The 18,243-nt window shown below is 62.7% G+C and carries 8 protein-coding genes and 1 pseudogene; 1 reads left to right on the top strand and 8 read right to left on the bottom strand.

Going from position 1 to position 18,243, the window contains the following annotated elements:
• Positions 1 to 57: 57 nt before the first annotated feature.
• Positions 58 to 1,002, bottom strand: coding sequence for a methionyl-tRNA formyltransferase (locus QKE52_RS10800; RefSeq protein WP_005325328.1), 945 nt, complete (start codon positions 1,000 to 1,002; stop codon positions 58 to 60).
• Between the two features lie 77 nt (positions 1,003 to 1,079).
• Here QKE52_RS10800 and QKE52_RS10795 point away from each other — a divergent pair, with 77 nt between their 5' ends.
• Entirely contained in the window at positions 1,080 to 2,066 is a 987-nt protein-coding gene (locus tag QKE52_RS10795) for an alpha/beta hydrolase-fold protein (RefSeq protein ID WP_224784305.1), read from the top strand.
• Between the two features lie 2 nt (positions 2,067 to 2,068).
• Here QKE52_RS10795 and QKE52_RS10790 read toward each other — a convergent pair whose 3' ends face one another.
• The 7 genes and pseudogenes from QKE52_RS10790 to QKE52_RS10760 all read right to left on the bottom strand — a co-directional run bounded on the left by QKE52_RS10790 (position 2,069) and on the right by QKE52_RS10760 (position 18,241).
• Entirely contained in the window at positions 2,069 to 7,855 is a 5,787-nt protein-coding gene (locus tag QKE52_RS10790; RefSeq protein WP_347948780.1) for an amino acid adenylation domain-containing protein, read from the bottom strand.
• Positions 7,856 to 7,887: 32 nt separating this feature from the next.
• Positions 7,888 to 12,207 carry a condensation domain-containing protein gene (locus tag QKE52_RS10785; RefSeq protein WP_347948779.1) on the bottom strand — a complete coding sequence of 1,440 codons (4,320 nt, stop codon included), beginning with the start codon at positions 12,205 to 12,207 and terminating at the stop codon, positions 7,888 to 7,890.
• Positions 12,200 to 12,925, bottom strand: a pseudogene (locus tag QKE52_RS10780) (AMP-binding protein); the annotation flags it as partial. The gene QKE52_RS10785 and the pseudogene QKE52_RS10780, both read right to left, overlap by 8 nt.
• Positions 12,926 to 13,025: 100 nt before the next feature.
• The gene (locus QKE52_RS10775) at positions 13,026 to 14,375 is read right to left on the bottom strand and encodes a SidA/IucD/PvdA family monooxygenase (protein ID WP_347948811.1); all 1,350 of its coding nucleotides are present in this window, start codon (positions 14,373 to 14,375) and stop codon (positions 13,026 to 13,028) included.
• A 148-nt stretch (positions 14,376 to 14,523) separates the two neighbouring features.
• The gene (locus QKE52_RS10770; RefSeq protein WP_011274125.1) at positions 14,524 to 16,251 is read right to left on the bottom strand and encodes an ABC transporter ATP-binding protein; all 1,728 of its coding nucleotides are present in this window, start codon (positions 16,249 to 16,251) and stop codon (positions 14,524 to 14,526) included.
• Complete coding sequence (locus tag QKE52_RS10765) at positions 16,244 to 18,061, bottom strand: ABC transporter ATP-binding protein (RefSeq protein WP_011274126.1); 1,818 nt, start codon at positions 18,059 to 18,061, stop codon at positions 16,244 to 16,246. Before QKE52_RS10765 ends, QKE52_RS10770 begins: the two co-directional genes overlap by 8 nt.
• Positions 18,062 to 18,241: an MbtH family NRPS accessory protein gene (locus QKE52_RS10760; protein WP_347948777.1), complete on the bottom strand. Its 180-nt coding sequence runs from the start codon at positions 18,239 to 18,241 to the stop codon at positions 18,062 to 18,064.
• Positions 18,242 to 18,243 lie beyond the last annotated feature (2 nt).

Raw genomic sequence — 18,243 nt, 5'->3', positions numbered from 1 at the left:
GTTGTTACTGGTGACGGATTTCCGCGCGAGGCGTGGCCCGTACACAAAAGGGAAAGGTCAAACCTTTGGTTGGATATATCCAGCCCTATGTCCAAAGAATTCGGTGGCGGTCAGTTCCGAGTTGTCGTCGAGACGAACACGATCCAGAACAATCGCCGGCGCCGGCACGTTGGCACGGGGCGATCCACAGACCACCGCGATTCCTCCCTCGTGAGGGATGGTGACTCGGCCGGGGGTTCCGCCGAAGCGGCCCTGCGAGACGTGCGCGGAAAGCACGCGGACGCGCTGGCCTCGGAATTCAAAGTAAGCATTGGGGTACGGGTCGGACTGCGCCCTGACCAGCAAGGCGATATCTTCCGCAGGTTGGGTGAAATCTATGCGAGATTCCTGCTCGCCGCGCTTGTGGAAGTACGTAGCGCGGGTGGGATCTTGAGGTTGCGCAGTGGCGGTGCCTTGGGCGACGTCACTCAATGCGCGTTCCACGAGGGGCTCGATGAGGTCGATGGTCTTGGCCACGAGATCCGTGGTGGTGTCCTGCGGACCCACGGGGATCGCGCGCTGGGCAACGATGGGTCCGCCGTCCAGCACTTCATCCATCTCGTGCACAGTGACGCCCACGTGAGTTTCCCGGTTCAACAGCGCCCACAGGATGGGCGAAAATCCGGCGTACTCGGGCAGGAGACCATCGTGGACATTCAATGCGCCGTGCTTGGCCAGGCTGAAAACCTCGGGAGGAAGCCAGGTTCGCCAATTGTTGGCCACGATGATGTCTGGTGCAGCATCGCGCAACGCCTCAATGACGTCTTGACCCACGCGCTCAGTGACACACACCTGGAGCTCATGTTCGCTGGCGAGCTCCTCAACGGAGTCTGCCCACATTTGCTCATAAGGGTGATCGCTGGCAGGGTGCGTAACTACCAAAACTACTTCATGACCAGCATTGATGACCGCAGACAACGTCCGGTGTCCCCACGACTGATAGCCGAAAACAGCAACTCGCATGCAGGGGATGTTAGCTTAGGTTTACCTATGTAGTCAATGATGAAAGTGGCGCAATTTTCATGCCAGACTCCCCGGACGTGACCACCCTTCACCGAATCTCGGTGCCCGCGGATGCGGAAGCCCTCGTTTTCCCGGACCCCTACCGCTCGAACGTCGAGCTCACCGAATCGATGTCCACCGTCGATGTGCGCATCCCGGCGCACTCAGCAGTGACCTATAGCTTTCAATCCGGCGAGCTGAAATATCCCGATCCACATAACGCACACGGCGCAGGCCCACAGGCGAGCCTATTGAGCGGCGATTCTGTGGACCAGACACTCTGGCCGCCTCGCTCCCCAGAAGTCATCGCGGACTTGCCCGGCGCACGCCTGTCCATCGACCGGAAGGTATTCGGCAGGCGCTGCACCGCGCGCCTCGATGACCGCGGTGCGGATACCACCGTGGTGTTTTTGGATGGCGATGACTGGATCCATCTGCATGACCTCACGGGCGCACTGGACCGGGCAGTCACGGCAGGGCTTATCCCCCAGATCAACCGCGTCTTCCTGCCGGCAGCCAAAGACCGCAGCGAGGAGTACACCTCCCAAACATTCGCCAGCGCACTGGCCACCGAGCTTCCGCCGATCATCAACAGCAGCCACATAGTCCTGGTGGGGCAAAGCTTCGGCGGTCTCTCCGCCCTGCGCGCAGCTCTTACGGCTTCCACCGAAACCACGCCTGCAATCAAAGGAGCCATCGCCCAGTCCCCTGCCGTCTGGTGGTCCGCTGACCGTTCTGCAGAGCTCGCGGACACGCTCTCGGACGGGCCCGCAGGAGGCGACATTGCCGCACAGCTCACTGGCCCCTCACTCGAAAATCCTGCGGCTCACAGTGGCTCCGGTCTGGCACGCATCGTACTGACGTGCGGTGCAGAAGAGCCGCCCATGCAACGACACGTGGATGCAGTGGCCGATGCCCTGACACGCCGCGGCTTTCCCACCACCAATCACCGCACGCCCGGTGGCCACGACCCTGCGATGTGGCGCCACGGGATCATCCCGGCACTCGCCGAATTGCTGGGCTGAATCTACGAGCGCGCCTCCACAAACTCCGCCACGCGCTCGACTGTCCGCAGACCGTAGAATTCGCGCACGCCAACCTCCACTCCCAGCTCTCCACGCAGCAGTGCGCAGAGCTTGATGACCGCCATGGAGTGCCCACCCATGTCAAAGTAATCAGCATCCACCGGCACGTCCTCGGGCTCAATATCTAGCGATTCGGCAAACAGCTCCGCCGTGATCTCCTCGGTTTCGTTCGCCGGTTCGCGGCCCTTCTCCGTGATCCTTTCTCCCTCACCCAGTGCAGCAAGGTCGGTCTTTCCATTCGACGTCACCGGCAACTCATCCACGATCGACCATCGATCCGGGATCATGTAGCTGGGCAGTTCCTCGCGCAATGCATTACGCACGCCAGTCAGGAAACTCTGCCGCTCCCCCTGGTCCGCATCGCGCAGTTGTGGGGCCACGAGGTGACAGGCCAGGAGTGTGGCGTCGGATATACGAACAGGAACGGTCACGCAGTGGAGGATGCGGGGATCAACGCCGCGGGACACGGCGGCCGAGACGTCGCCGGGATCCACGCGGTGACCACGAATTTTCACCTGATCGTCGCTGCGTCCGAGGTACTCGAACATGCCATCCGCACGCACGCGGACGATGTCTCCCGTGCGATACATCCGCTCACCCGGGGCGCCCCACGGGCAGGCGACCATGGAGCTGGCGGTGCGCGCCGCGAGCCCATGATACTCCTGCGCTAAGCCGCTGCCCGCGAGGTAGAGCTCACCCGGCGCTCCTGTAGGAACGGGGCGCAACCACGGGTCCAAAACGAACGCCGCCGTGCGATCCACCGGCATTCCGATCACGGGCGTGGCGCTCTCATCCGTGCCAGCACCCAGGGCGTTGATGGTGTACTCGGTGGGTCCATAGAGGTTGTATCCGCGCACGTCATCGGCCTTTCGCAAGGTCTCCCACACGCCGTGCGAGACAGCCTCGCCGCCCAAGAGCACCAGCCGCGGGCGATGCGCGCCGGATTCCAGCATCCCCTCCGCGAGCAGCTGCTCGGCAACGGTCGGGGTGACGTTGATGACATCCACCTGATGCGCGCGAATGGCCTCAACCATGGCCGCAGCATCGCGTCGCAAATCCTCGGAGAAGATCCGCACCTCGTGGCCTTCCACCAGCCAAAACAGCTCTTCCCACGACATATCGAAGGCGAAGCTGATGGCATGCGCGATCCGCAACGTCCGCCCATCGGCAGCAGCTGGGGCGAAGATCTTGCGCCGGTGATTGTCCAGCATGTTGTGCAGCCCGCGATGCTTGATCACCACGCCCTTGGGCTTGCCGGTCGATCCGGAGGTGTACATCAGGTAGGCATCGTCCCCGGGCACCGCCGCAGGCGTGTGGGTGGTGGCGTGGGAATCGGCAGTGGTGACGTCGACGCAAGGAAGCGCACCGATCCGCTCCATGCGCTCCCGAGAACTCGAGTCCACCAGCGCGGCTGCGGGCTGGCTGTCCTCCACGAGGACCCGGAGCCGCCCATCGGGGTGCGTCAGATCAAGCGGCGCGTAGCGCACCCCTGCCCACAGGGCTCCCAGCAGAGCCACCACCGAATGCGCGGAGCGCTCCACCGCAATGGCGACAGTATCGCCGCTGGTCACGCCGCAATTCTTGATCTTTTCCGCAATGTCGGAACAGCGAGCAATCAGCTCACCGAACGTCCACTGCTGTGCGTCATCCGCTAGCGCGATGCGATCTGGGAAGCGCTGGGCGGTGTCCTTGAGCTCATCCGCAATGGTGCGGTCAATGCCTTCGGCCTTCTGCCAGGAAGCCATCTGCTCCGTCGTGCTTTGCGGGGAAGAATCCTCCGCTCGGGCTGGCGCCAACTGGGCCAGCTGAGCGAGCGGGACCTCTGGTGTGTCCACAAACGCGGTCAGGACTTCGGTCGCGGCCTTGAGCACGGAATGTGCGAGGGACTCGTCCACCACGTCGTGGCGGAATTCCAGCTTGATGCCCAGCTTCGGCCCCGGAGTGAATACCCAGGTCAGAGGGAAGTGCGTGGAATCTTCCGCGCGCTCCTCCACAACCCCGTGGCGTTCCCGAAGTTCCGCTGCTGCCTGCGGATCGAGGAAGTTCTGCACCACCACCATGGAATCGAACAGCGTGCCTACCCCCAGCTGCCGCTGGATGGCGCCGAGGTCCGCGGAATCGTGGTCCATATCCTCGATGCGCTGGCGATAAACATCCTGGACCAGTTCTTCTATGCTCTGGCCGGGCCGAGCTGTCACTCGCACTGGCACTGTGTTGAGCAGCACTCCCACCACATCAGACATGGCGGGGTCGCTCAAGGCATCGCGGCCACTGACAGACTGACCAAACACCACATCCGAATCCCCTGTGACAGCACCCAAGGCCACGGCCACGGCTGCGTTGACCACGGAGGTCAACGTCACGGCCTGCGCCCGGATCTTTTCCTGCAGTGCGCCGGTCAGCTGCTCGCTGACCTCGGCAAACACCTGGCGAGGCAACTCGCTACCAGCGTGCTCTGAAGAGATATCCGCGGCCTGCGGGGCAACGAGCGTGGGCTGAGACAACGTCTCTAGGCGATGTACCCAATAGTCGCTATCTGCCTGCTCTTTGCGAGTGTCAACGGACTCGAGCAGGGCGTCAGCAATAGAACAACCGCGAGGAACCAACTCTCCCGCACCCTGCGTGCGGGCCTGGCCGGACCTCAACGTCAGCCTCTCGAGGAAGGTTTGCAGCATCACTGCACGCGACCAACCATCGACCAGAACCAGGTGGTAGGTAAGAAGCAGCGTGTCGCCAGGCTGTCCGTCACTTCGGCCGGTGACGATGGTTGCCTTCGCCAGCGGCACGGATGCGAGATCGATGCCCGCGCTGCGATCAGCGTGCATGATCGCCTCGAGATCCCCTTCGGTGGTCTCGACGGGGAGGTCAATGCCCTGTCCACTCCACGGCAAGTTCTGCACGGGTTGGCCGGAAGCATCGGTGTGGAACTCCGCGCCCATGGCTGGATGCACGGTCACTGTGTCCCGGAAGGCTTCCACCACGGCCTCGGCATCCAGTCTCCGGTCAAACGTCAACGCAGTCTGTGCAACGTAGGCACCCGGTGCTGCCACCTGTGACTGGAACCAGATTCCGCGCTGCAGCACGCTCAGCGGAGCGCGGCGTCCTGAGGATTGCTCGCGGCTGACGTGCTCCTGCAACTCGCGAGCAACCTCGCCGATGGCGCTGCGCAAACGCTCGGCGGAAATCACCGCATTCACCACGGACAGCTCCATGCTTACGGCCCGCTCGCTAGACCACACATCGGCCTCCACCAGGTAATCCGTCCACTGGCAGGCGGCATCGCCCGGCGCGTGGAGGACAGCGCCAGTCTCTCCCCGTCCGAGGTAGTTGACCAGGATCTGTGCCCCATGGGCCAGGGTTCGCTGCCCTTGCGGGTGTGTGTATCGCAGTGCCTGATAAGTGCGGCGGTCCGGGGCTGTGCCGTCCTCGTGGAGCGCGCGCATTTCCGCTGCGGCACGTGCTGCATCCGCTGGATCAGCCAACGGGATTTCCACCGGCGCGATGGTGGTAAACCATCCGAGGGTTCGACCATAGGAATGATCAGCCGGACGTCCGTGGCCTTCTACGTCCACGGCCCAGCTCCGCGCGTCCGTGCCCATTGTTCGAGCCACCGCGACGGTCACCAGTCCTGCCACGAGGTCCTGAACGTCCACACCCATCACGTCGGGTGCAACGCTCTGCAGGACCTGCGCGGTCTGTCCGTCAATGTTCACTTCGAGCGTGCTCACATGATCCGTACTCCACTGGTTCGAGTCCTCGACGGGCCGTGGCAGCGTAGCCAGTTCACTCCAGTGCAGGGCATCCTGAGCTGCTGCGGTGTGAGCATCGTGCAGTTCTTGCAGGCAAAGATCCTTGTAGCTCGCCTGCCCGGAGAGAATCCTGCGCCCTGCGAGCGCATCGCGCAGATCGTCTTCCAGAATCATCCAACTGGCGCTATCGATCACCGCGTGATGAGCAACGGCCTTGACGTACCCATCCACACACCCGAGCACCACGCTACGACCAGCAGCAATATCGATGTGATCGATCAATGCATCCACGTCCAAAGCCCGCACAACCATAGGGCCGTCTCCCTCGGCACCAACAAAGTGCGCGAACGCAGAACTGGTGTCCACGCGCGTACGAAGCATCGGATGTGCCTGCGCTACCTGCTGCAGGGCCTGTTCCAAGTCCTCCACAGCGACTGGCCCCAGATCCAAGCGGCGCGCCTGCACAAAGCGGTCGCTCATGCCTCTTTCCATCTGCCTGCGCAGCATCGCCGGGATGGGGAAAGCCCCCGAGATCTCCTGGTGCCCGTCCTTGGGCAGGGCTTCTTCCTGGCTCTGCCTTGTTTCCTGGATTTTCTGCTGGGTGGCCTGCGGCGTGACCCGCTCGGCAATCTTGCGTGGCGTGCGGCCCAAGAAGAAGTCCCGCGGAGTCACGTTGAGATCAGCGCGCGCCAGCGCGTGAGTAACGCGGATGGCAAGAATACTGTCTCCACCTAAGCGGAAGAAGTCCGAGTCCGGCTCCACCTCGGCGCGGTCCAAGCGAAGTGCATCAGCAATTGCCTGCGAGATCGCCTCCACCAGATCCGAGGTGCCCGAAGCCTGCTGAGCAGCAGGAATCTCACCCAGAAGGTCCAGGATCGCGCGCTCATCCCGCTTGCCATTGATGGTCTGCGGCACCTGCGTACTCACCGCGAATAGCTGCGGAACCATGTAGGCAGGGAGCGCGTCTCGGGCCGCTGCGGCAGCTCGGGAGGTGATCGCCTTTGCGTCGGCACGAGAATCCGTAATCAACAACGCACCCGGCACCTGGCCTTCGGGCAGATCGACGACCACCACGGTGGCCTCCCGCACACCGCTGACCTTCTCCAGCGCGCTCTCGATCTCCCCCAGCTCCACGCGATAACCGCGCAGCTGCACCTGCCTATCGGCGCGGCCCACGTAATCCAGATGACCGTTGTTCAGCACCTTTGCCATGTCATTGCTGCAGTACATCCGCGCACCGCCGCCAACGAAAGGATCGGCCACGAAGCGGGAGGCCGTGGTAGAAGCAAGCCCCCAATAACCCGCGGTGACCTGCGGCCCGGCAACGTACATCATGCCGGTCTCTCCAGGCTGCACCGGCTGTAATTGCGCGTCCAGAACATAGGTACGCAACCCGTCCATCGGGCGGCCGATCGGGCTGCGGGCCTCCCCTGCATTCTCGGAGCATTCGTGTGCTGTGACGTGCACTGTCGTCTCCGTGATGCCATACATGTTGATAAACCGAACATTCGGATGAGCACTGCAGTAGGCAGCCTCCGCGCGGGCCTCCAAGGCCTCGCCGCCGAAGATCACCGTGCGCACCGCAGAGTCCTGCCCGAGGTGCGGCTCCAACGCGGCAAAGGCGGTTGGGGTCTGGCTCAGCACCGTGATGGCTTCGGCACGCAACACCTCTGCGGCATCCTCGGGCGAGCGCATCAGCGCATACGGCATCACCACGGCACGCCCGCCGGAGCTCAGCGCTGCCCACATCTCCCACACCGAAAAGTCAAAGGCGAAGCTGTGGCTGATCGACCACACGTCCTCCTGCGAAAACTCCACGTGGCTGCGAGCATTGCCCAGCATCGCGGTCACGTTGGCGTGTGTGACGGCCACGCCCTTCGGCCGCCCTGTGGAGCCGGAGGTGTAGATCACGTAGGCGATGTCATTGGCACGGGCCACGCTTGCCGACCGGCCCGCAGGCGGCTTCGCTTCCCCGCTCATCGTCTGTTCACTGACCACGAGGACGGGACAATCTACCAGCTCAGAGACCATTTTTCCGCGCTGGGAGACACCAGCACGGCATCGGGCTGGCAATCCTCCAGGATCAATTCCACCCGCGCTTGCGGGGACAACGGATCCACGGGAACGTAGGTGCCGGCGGACATCGTGGTCGCCAGAATGGCCGCAACCTGCCACGCATCGCGCTCCATGAGCAGGGCTACTCTCGGGGTGTGGATGGCAACCTTCCGGTCCAGCACAGCGCGTATACGCTGAGCGGCGTCGTCTAGTTCTTCGTAGGTCCAATGCTCCGCAGCACCGTCTTCTCCGATGCTGGTCAGGGCGGGCCGGTCGCGGGAGTGCTCGAAGCTGCGTCGCCACAAAGAAGGAAGCGTGTCCACACCAGATACCGCACCCAACGCCTCTGCAACCTCACCCACGGTCGCCACCGCACCGGATTCAGACAGCAAAGAATCCACACTCACCGCGAGCATCTGCGCGATCCTTTCGGCACGTACCTCGGTGATTCGCTGCGGATCGTAGATCAGGCGCAGTGGGTGCTCAGCGGAAGGGTTGACCACGACGGACAGGGGAAAGTGCGGCGCGCCATTGTTGCGCACGTCAGCAACCTGTAGTGGCGAGCCGGGGCAGCCCACGTCCTGTGGAGATAGCGGCACCTCCACCACCATCAACGTATCCAGCAGTTCGCTGGCGTTGGTTCCCAGGTCGCGGGCAATATCAGCCAGGCTGACGTGCTGCACATCGCGGACCTGATTGTTGTGATGGACCATGGCGTGCAGCATGCTGGTCACCGGCAGGGTGGGATCAGATTGCCCCGGCGCGACCACCGGGATGGTGTTGAGCTGCATGCCCACGGCATCGGCCACGCCAAGAACGGGAATGTCACGGCCGGAAACGGAAGTGGCAAACACCACGTCAGCCCCAGGTTCGCAGCCCACCAAGGTGCGAAGGACCAGCCCCCACGCCGCGTGCACCACATCCGGCAGGCCCACACCCGCTGCCCGAGCACGCTCAGACAAGCCAACAGTCCGCGGATCGTCTACCAGCAACTCCCGGCGCTCGAGCGAACTCGAAGGATTAGGGCACAGCACCGTGGGGCGTACCTCGCGCATTTCCTCGCGCCAGACGGACATATCGGCTTCCGCGTCTCTGCGCGCCACCCATCGCACGCTGCCGGCCATTCCGGCGTCCGGGTCGTAGCGCGGGATTCGGGCATCGTCATCCCGGTAGATCTCCAGGAGATCCCGCAGCATGATGGGCACGGACCATCCGTCGGCGATCAGGTGATGCACCGTCTGGATCACAGCGATGTCCTGGCCACACACCGCACCATCGACACTGGTCGGGAGCACAACGGTCCATCGCATGAGCGGCTCGGGCGCGGCATCACCGGGCGGCTGCAAGGAGATTCCCCGCGAGAGGTCATCAGCGGCAATCTCTTCCGTACGCTGCACGAGCCACCCGTCTAATCCAGGCCCAGCCAACTCGGCAGGCACCGTCACGTCCCGAAAGTCCACCCGCAAATGCTCGGCAATCCCCGGATCAATCACGGCAACCACATCGCCACCGTCAGTTTCCCAAGGGCGGGTGCTCAGTGCGGGGTGGCGTCGGATCAAATTACGCGCAGCGCGGGCGAATCGCTCCCGGTCAAACGGTTCGCTGCATTCCACCCGCAAGACCTGTTGCTCCACATACGAGCTGGCCGATTCCTCGAATAGCGAGTGGAAGTACATGCCGTGCTGCAGCGGGGTCAGCGGCAGCACGTCCTGCAGCTCCGCGGAGCTCTGCGCAGTGATTCGTGCCAGGTCCGCAGAGTTCACGGGTGCGGGGGCAACGTCGCCCACGGACAACACGCCGTGATCGGCAAGCGCTGCCACCTCGCGCAATGCCACATCCCAGTGCGCGACCAATTCGTCGATCCGTTCGGGGGAGATCCTGCCGCGCGCCCAGGAGATCGTGGTGCGCAGGACGTATCCCTCGCCGGTGTCTTCGGCGATCGCGTTGAACTCCAGCTCGCGGACCAACGGCTGGTCCGGGTCGCGTTGCTCGCCGAGTTGGCCGGTGGAACCCGCGGGAGCGAAATCTTGTGCTCCTGCGGATACGCGCCCCAAGTAGTTGAACAGCACCTGTGCCTGCGGAGGGGTCTTCGCGGACTGATGCAACCAGGTGTGGGCCTGGTAAGGAACGCCGTTGCCGGGGATGGCCGCGAGCTGGTCTTTCACTGCGTTGAGTGCCAGCGCTAGCGGGGCGATGCTGCCCTCGACCTCTGTGGAGGCCTCCTGCACTGCCGCCCGGGTGGGGTCGATCAGCATGGGATATAGGCAGGTGAACCAGCCCACCGTGCGTGAAAGGTCTGCTTCCCTGCCCTGTGGCCCGGGTACGAATCGGGTTTCGCGGCCGTGCCCCTCCATCTCCACCAGGGTCCATGTTTGTTTGTTTCGACGCCAACGCGCCAACGCCACGCTCAATGCCGTAAGCAATACGGAATTCGCCCCCGTGCGGAAAGCGTGGGGCACCGCACCCAGTAATTCGTCCGTGATCTGCACTGATGCCTCATGTACCACGCTGCGCTCCTCACGGACTGTGGGCGCTTTCTCGGGACTATCAGCAAGCGCTGGCACCTGCGGGTCCCGCAGAGGTTCATCTGCACTCGGCAATGGGGGCAGGGAACTATTGGCATCCTCCGCGAATTCGCCAGTATCAACGGCCTGTTGCAGCAGCTGCGTCCATCGGCGCAGGGACGTCCGCTCCGGCGCGAGCTGTTCCCCGCGATACGCCGCGGCGAGGTCCTCGCCGATAATGTTCCATGACACGCCATCGACCACCAGGTGATGCACCACAAGGCGCAATCTTCCGGGCACCAGCCCAGCCGCTACCACCACTCCGACTGCCGGATCCAGCAGTTCAGAAAGCGCAGCGATGTCCGTGGTGGGGTGGATCGCCACCGCTTCTTCGGCAGATTCCTCCGGGAGTTCCAGCCGCAAGGGATTCCGCTGCACACGGGCCCGCAGTGCAGGGTGCGCCTGCAGCACGTCAGCCACCATTCGCCCGGCCAGCTGCGCATCCACATCTTCTGGAACTGAAAACTCCACGGACTGAATGAAGCCGTCCACGTGATCAGTAATGGAATCGAACCAGCGCAGAATCGGCAGCGACTGCACCTCACCGGTTGGTTCATCGTCTGGATCCTGCACGAAGGTTCCGCGCTCTTCGGCGCACCGAGCCAGTTGCTGTGGAGTGCGCGCAGAGAAAATATCTCCCACACTCACCTCCACCCCGCGCCGTCCCAGAGCCGAGACCAGGGTGATGGCCCGCAGGCTATCGCCACCGATATCGAAGAAGTCCGTCTCCGCACCCACCGCGCTAACCCCCAATGCTTCAGCCATTGCCTCCGCGAGCAGAGCAACGGTTTCCCCGTCACGTTCAGCATCGGCCGGGGCATCAGTGAGCGAGCTCCAATCAGGTTCCGGCAGTGCCTTCCGATCCACTTTTCCGTTGGCCGTCCGCGGCAACTCATCCATGACGGTGATAATCGCGGGCACCATGTATTCGGGCAGTACCTCGGCACACCAACTACGGATCGCAGCACCCACGAGGCCCGCAGTCACCGTCACGTAGCCCAGCAGTCGCCCCTCCCGAGCAATCACGCTCGCCGCCTCCACATCTGGGTGTCCCACCAGCGCAGATTCCACGTCCTCCAACTCCAGACGCATGCCACGGATTTTCACCTGATTATCGGCCCGCCCCACGAATTCCAGCGAGCCGTCGTTGTGCCGGCGCACCAGGTCTCCCGTGCGGTACATCCGGGTTCCGTCCGACGCAAACACATCCGCAACAAAGCGGCTGGCCGTGAGTCCTGGGGCATTGATATACCCCTTGGCCAGCAGGAATCCGGCCACATAGAGTTCACCAATTTCTTGGTCTGGAACCACCCGCAGGTGCTCATCGAGCACATAGAGCCGACAGTTGGGATTGGCCACACCGATGCTCGTGTTGAGGCGATCCTCGTCGTCACGGTAGATGACGTGGGAGACACCGATGGTAGCTTCCGCTGGCCCGTACCCGTGGTACAGCGGGATGGCCAGCTGCTGGCGAAAGCGACGGAACAGCGCCTGGGTGAGCATCTCTCCGCCACACCAGACATGCCGCAAGCTGTCTAATAGATTCGTGCCTTCGGCCTGTTTGAGCATGACGTCGAGAACACTCGAAACCAGATACGCAAACGTCACGCCCTCGCGATGGATGAGGCGGGCCAAGCGTTGGGGGTCTTGCTCCACGCCCGGCGCGGCCACCACCACGCGGCCCCCCGCAAACCAGCGGCAGGAAGATCTCATTGATGGAGATATCAAAGGACAGCGGTGCCTTGAACAGGGAGGCATCATCGCGGCCGAAGAACAGGATCTGATCGCGCTGCCAGAGCAAGCGCTCCACGATCGCACCGTGGCGGATCATTGCGACCTTTGGGCGGCCGGTGCTGCCAGAGGTAAAGATGACGTACGCAACGCTGTCCGTGGACGGCGGGGTGAACAGCTCGCGGGTGGCATCGAGGTCGAATAGCGCGTCTTCGGTGAGCGCGCAGTTGTCCGGCGTGAGTACGAAGCTCAGGCTGGCATCGTGGGTGACGGATTCCCGGCGCGCCTGCGGCCACGAGGGGTCTAGCGGGACAAAACTGCCACCGGCGAGCAACGTGGCGACGATACCCACCACCATCTCCGCGCTGCGCGGCAGGGAGATTCCCACACTCTGACCAGCGTCAATACCGTGTTCCCGCAAATTTCGCGCTACAGCAGTTGCATGGGCGACGAGCTGCGCATAGGTCAGTCTGTGCCGGTCATCCACCACTGCGAGCGCATCCGGGGTCTCCTGCGCATGCTGCAGGAGCAGGCTAATCAGGTCCGGGCGATCGCGATCCTGATCCGTGTCATTCCATATGCGCTGCTGGGCGATCCGATCCTGTTCACTGCGGCCATGACCGATGACGGCGCCGCCATCTCGAGAAGCAAGCGTATCGCCAGAGGAAAACGGAGTGTGAGCAGACGATCGGGTGGGCACAAAGAGCCTTTCGGTTGATGGGGAAACAGGGAATCAGACGCGGATGGCGGACGTCGGGCTAGGTGTCAGCCAACCTCAAGCGGAGCACGGCTCGGGAAAATCAGCCTGCGATCAGGTGCGAAGAATCCCGATGTTGCTCGGAGCGGAGATCTTCATCCGCCGGCGCACGATGCGTGCGTTGCTGACCCGTGATGGCCTCCACCAGTTCCCCGGAGCGGGTCGCGATGTTGGAGAGCAACGTGGAACCGAGTCCATGCGTGGCCTCAGTTGCTCCCTGCACGAAGAGTCCTGGCACGCGCTCGCCATTGAGCACGGCGCCGTAATCCCTAGTGACGGTGAATTCTTCACTGCCGTGACTATCAGCGTGAATCCCCGCAAGACCGCGAGATCGGAAGCCCGTGGCGCACACCACCACGTCAAAGCTTTCTGTCACCACGTCTCCGGTTACTCGGTGGCGAATGTCCACGTCGACGCTGCCGTCGGAACAATTACGCGCACCGAGCACCTCCGTGGTCCGGCGAATATCGAGCCGCTGACGCCCGGTGACGCTTTCCCGATACTGACGGTCGTGGAGCTCATCGAGGAGCTCAGATTCCACGCAGGCGTAATTGGTGTACCGGTGGCGGATCAACAGCTCGTTGCGGATCGCATCGGGCGCATGGAAGAAGTCATCAACGGCCTCCGGGTCGAACACCCGATTGGCGAAGGGGCTGTCATCGGCGGGGATGAAGCCGTAGCTGTTCAAGCTGCCCGTGACGGTATCGATATGCGGGCAATCGTGGAAGTACCGGATGGCCTCGGCTGCGGACTGGCCCGCGCCGATCACCAAAGCTCGGCGGATATCCCACCCACTGTTCAGCAGCTTCTTGGTGCGCGGGAGCAAATCGATGTTGTGGAAGATGCGCGAGGTGTCCAAGGAGCTGTCCTCTGCCCACGCAGGCATCTTGGCTTCCAGCCCGCGGGCAACCACCACGTTGCGGCAGCGAATGGACTCCGACTGCTGAGCTCGCTGCCCTTCGGACTCACCGCTTCCTAACTTCCTGCGGACGTGCACCACAAAACGAGCTCCGTCTGCGGCCAGTTCCGGAAGCGTCTCGATGGACGTCACGGTGGTGTTGTACTGCGTGTCCACGGTGATGTGATCCGCGATCCATCGGAGGTAATCGGCGAATTCCACGCGTTCCGGGGTGAAGGTTTGGCGGTTAATGAAATCAATCAAGCGGTCGCTGTGATGCAAGTAGTTGATGAAGCTGAAGCGGCTCTGCGGATTGCGCACCGTAACCAGGTCTTTAAGGAAGCTGATCTGCATGTTGGATCCTTCGAGGAGCATGCCTGGGTGCCAGTTGAATTCCGGGCGGGCTTCCACAAAGAGTGCATCGAGTTCTGGAGCTTGCTCTTCGATAGCTACCGCGAGCCCGAGGTTTCCGGGGCCGATGCCGATCCCGACGATGTCGCGGACGGAATTTTCGTGGGTACTGCGCTCTGCGGATGTCTAAGCTTGACGATCGATGATGGTCACTATGGCCTCTCTGTAGGATGCGCCAACCAACTTCTTAGGGTAGGCAATGCAAAGGGTAGGCTAACCTATCTTCTATTGCTCAACAACCCCCTAGCGGGAATTGCTCACCCCGCGTCCGCAAACTCCCAGCTAGAGGCTTCACATCAACTACGTCCTCGGCTACCGACTGGAAGGCCCTCCCCACACACAGGACCACCGTGGTACGCCCGCGGCGAATATCTCTCACCGCACGCGCCACTTTCATGCCCGTCATTGAATCCACTGACGAGACCGGATCAACCATCACCAACATCTCCGGCTCAGCCAGTAGCGCTCGTGCCAATCCCAGCCGCTGCCGCTGACCACCGGAAAGATTGCGCGCACCTTCGGTCAGCTCGTGATCCAATACCCCGGCTGAATGAGCCGCCCCCGGCGCCAGTTCATCGAGCCCTAAGGCGTTAAGAATGTCTACTGCATCCTCCGCCCTGCCCTCTCCAGAGCTCCGCAGCACCGCCTGCCCCACTGTGTCCCCAAACAATGCCGGCTTCCGAGGCTCGGCAAGCACAGCGGAACGCACATCGTCTACCGAGATCTCGCAAATATCGCGCCCCCGGATCCACAGTTGTTGAGTTTGTGGCCTAGTCAGGGAGCCAAGCTCCATCGACTCCCCCGCGACCAACGCATCCACCAGAGCATCTGCCCATGCGGCTGAACAGTGCACCACCGTCAGTCGCCCCTCTGCGAACGCCACGGAAGCCTGCTCTGATCCCTCGACCTCGCCGTCTCCTTCGGCCTCACCGTCTCCACCGCGCATGGAAATGGCAGGCGTGCCAATCTGAGCAGATGGCACGCCCTGCCCCTCACGCAGCCGCTGAGCTTCCGCCACGCGCTGCAGCCTCCGAACGGAAGCCCTCGCCAATCCAATGAAGCGCGGCATTCTGCTGCACTGCCGCATCGGCTCCGCGATAAATTGTGACAGCGCCACCACGGTGACCAACTCCCCCAACGTCACATCGCCGGAAATGGTTCGATAGCCCGCGTACAGGCCCACCGCACTCAGCAACAGCACATTGCTGCCCATCGCCACGGCTTCATAACCTCCGCTGACCCACGCGAGCTTCCGAGCATCCGCACACGCCTCTTCAGATTTACGCGCATATCCACGGTAGGCCGGATGCGCGCCAGCCACTCCCGAGATCACCGGCAGCCCCTGCAGAATGTCGGTCATGCGCGCGGTCACTCGCGCGAGCAGAGTTTGTTGCCGCTCCGCGCGGCGTTCAATGATCTGAGACAGCCGGTGCAGGACTATCAACACCACCGCGCTGAGCACCAACACCACCACTCCCAGTGGCAGATCAATCAGCGCCAGAACAATCGTGCAGAAAATGGCTCCCACCAGCGCACTGATCCCCACCGGGACCACTTCGATGATGTCTACCGCCTGCACCACGTCTTCACCCACCACCGTGGGCAATTCCTGGCGAGGCAGACTGTCCGCATCGTCGGAATGCCCACCATGGCTCACCACCTGCGAGGTGATGCCTGCCCGCAATTCACATACGTTCCGAGCCGACGTAGCCTGCAGTATCCGGAACCCTGTCTGCCAGCTCACAGACACCGTCGCCAGCGTAGCGCCTAAGGCTGCGATTCCACCCACCAGGTGCCACACATTCTCGCTAGCGATAAGACTGTGCGCCAACCATCCCAGTAACACCGCAATCATGGCTTCTGCCACGTGGTAGATGCTCAGCAACAAGCCACTCAGAGCCATCGCGCGAGAATTTTTTCTGACCAGCCCGCGCAGCGTCACCACCTTGTTGTCAGACACGCGCCTGCCTCCCCTGCTCATTCCAGGCGGTCCACATATCGGCATATGTTCCGTTTCTTGCTGCCAGCTCCTCGTGCGTACCTGTTTCCACCACGCGCCCGCGCTCCATCACCACCACGCTATCGGCGGAGGTTGCTTGGCTGAGCCGGTGCGCAATCACCATCGCCGTCCGTCCGCGGATCGCCGCGCGGGCAGCGTCCTCCAAGGACATCGAAAAGGCCTCGTGTGATTGCTGTGTTTCCTCGAGGTCACCGTCATCTTCGGCCGTTGATTCGTCAAGAATGACGACGCCAGCCCGAGACAATGCCACCCTGGCCAGCGCCAGACGCTGTGCCGCCACCGCATCTACGTGCAGGCCCCCTTCGCCCAGCATTGTGTCTAAGCCCTGCTTGTCGCCATGGGACAAGGATGTGCACCAATCTTCCGCACCGGTTCGGCGCAGCGCATCCCATATTTCTGCGTCGCTGGCACCTTCGGCTGCCAGCAGGAGATTATCGCGCAAACTCATCGCGAAGACGTAGTTTTCCTGGGAGGCAACGCAAAAGATCGAGCTTCTTTCTTGCGCACTCATTCCCACCACGTCGCACCCCCCAACGGTGATCACACCCGGCTCTGCCATCTCGAGGGTTCCAGAGACAATTTCCGCAACCGTGGACTTGCCAGCTCCCGATCCGCCGACCACGCATACCGTGCACCCCGCAGGGATGTGGAACGCCAAGTCATGCAAGATCTCTGGGCCATCCTCGTACCGATAATTCAGGCCCTTGACCTCTACAGCTGGACTCTGCCGATGCGAGGAGTAGTCATCAATCGGCTGTGGCGTATCCGCACCCGCGGAGCGAATGAGTCCCACGATGCGCCCCAAGGCCGCCCCGCTGCGCTGCAGTTCATCAAAGGTGAACAGAATCGTGCCGATCGGCACGAACTGACGGTGGAACAGAATCAACGCTGCCGAGATCTCGCCCACCGTCACCGCATCTTCGCGGAAGAGCAACCAGCCTACGACAGACAGGGCTGACAACCCCATGAACTCCGCGAAGTTCTCCCGCGCCACCAGCCCGGAAAACACACGAAACGCAGCGATTGATTCGTCCCGCGAAGCCTGCGCGTAGCGCCTGGTGAGACCTTGGCGGCTATCCACCAGCCGATGCGAACGAACCGAACGAATGCCCTCCATAGAACCTTGCAAGGAACCGATGACACCGGCTTCTAATTCGCGTTGGCGTCGATACAAAGGGGCAGAACGAGGAAGATACCATCGCAACCCCAGCGCATAGAACGGAATCCCGCACAGCCCCGCCAACGCGAGGCGCCAATCCAACCCCGCTATTCCAGCGCTGGCCACCACGACCATCACCAGCGCGCTGAGGGTCGATGGAACCGACTTGCGGGCACTGCTCACCAGCGCGGCGACATCCGCACCAACTCGGCCCAGCACCTCTCCCCGGCCCAGGGACTCCACCGTGGTGGAAGGCAGATTCAGCACCGCGGCGACGGCGCGCTCACGCAACTTCGCAACTACCTGGGCAATCGTCACACCCGTCAGCGCCTCCGCAAGGCCAGCGACAACGGCAGTACCAACACACGCCACGGCAGCCCACACAATCACCTTCAGCACGCCAGACTTGCCGTCACCGGCGGCTACCGCATCGATGACGCTGGCCAGCAGATAAATGGGCACCAGAGAGAGCAAGGCACCGGCGAAAGTGAACAGCACCGCACTAATTGCTGGAGTTGCGGTGCGACGGAGCAGGCGGCCAATCTCCGCAGCGGACTCACCAGGCAAAGCAGTGGGAAGTACGGCACTCACTTAAGCGTGAGACTTTCCTGCCGGTTGCAAGGTGGTCCACTCGCGGTCGATGAACTCCATCGCCTCGTCCCGCGATACCCCGCCGTCTACGCCACGGGAAGGGTCTCCCAGAGCCACGGTCCATCCGTCTGGCACGGCGGCGAACGTAGGCCACAACGAGTACTGTCCCTCGTCGTTGATAA

Source organism: Corynebacterium sp. c25Ua_47, assembly GCF_039907205.1.
GTDB lineage: Bacteria > Actinomycetota > Actinomycetes > Mycobacteriales > Mycobacteriaceae > Corynebacterium > Corynebacterium hiratae.
This window is presented reverse-complemented; position numbering and strand designations above follow the sequence as displayed.

Coding starts and splice junctions, on each gene's coding strand:
- QKE52_RS10800 (WP_005325328.1), bottom strand. CDS start 1,002: ATGCGAGTTGCTGTTTTCGGCTATCAGTCGTGGGGACACCGGACGTTG.
- QKE52_RS10790 (WP_347948780.1), bottom strand. CDS start 7,855: ATGAGCGGGGAAGCGAAGCCGCCTGCGGGCCGGTCGGCAAGCGTGGCC.
- QKE52_RS10785 (WP_347948779.1), bottom strand. CDS start 12,207: ATGAGATCTTCCTGCCGCTGGTTTGCGGGGGGCCGCGTGGTGGTGGCC.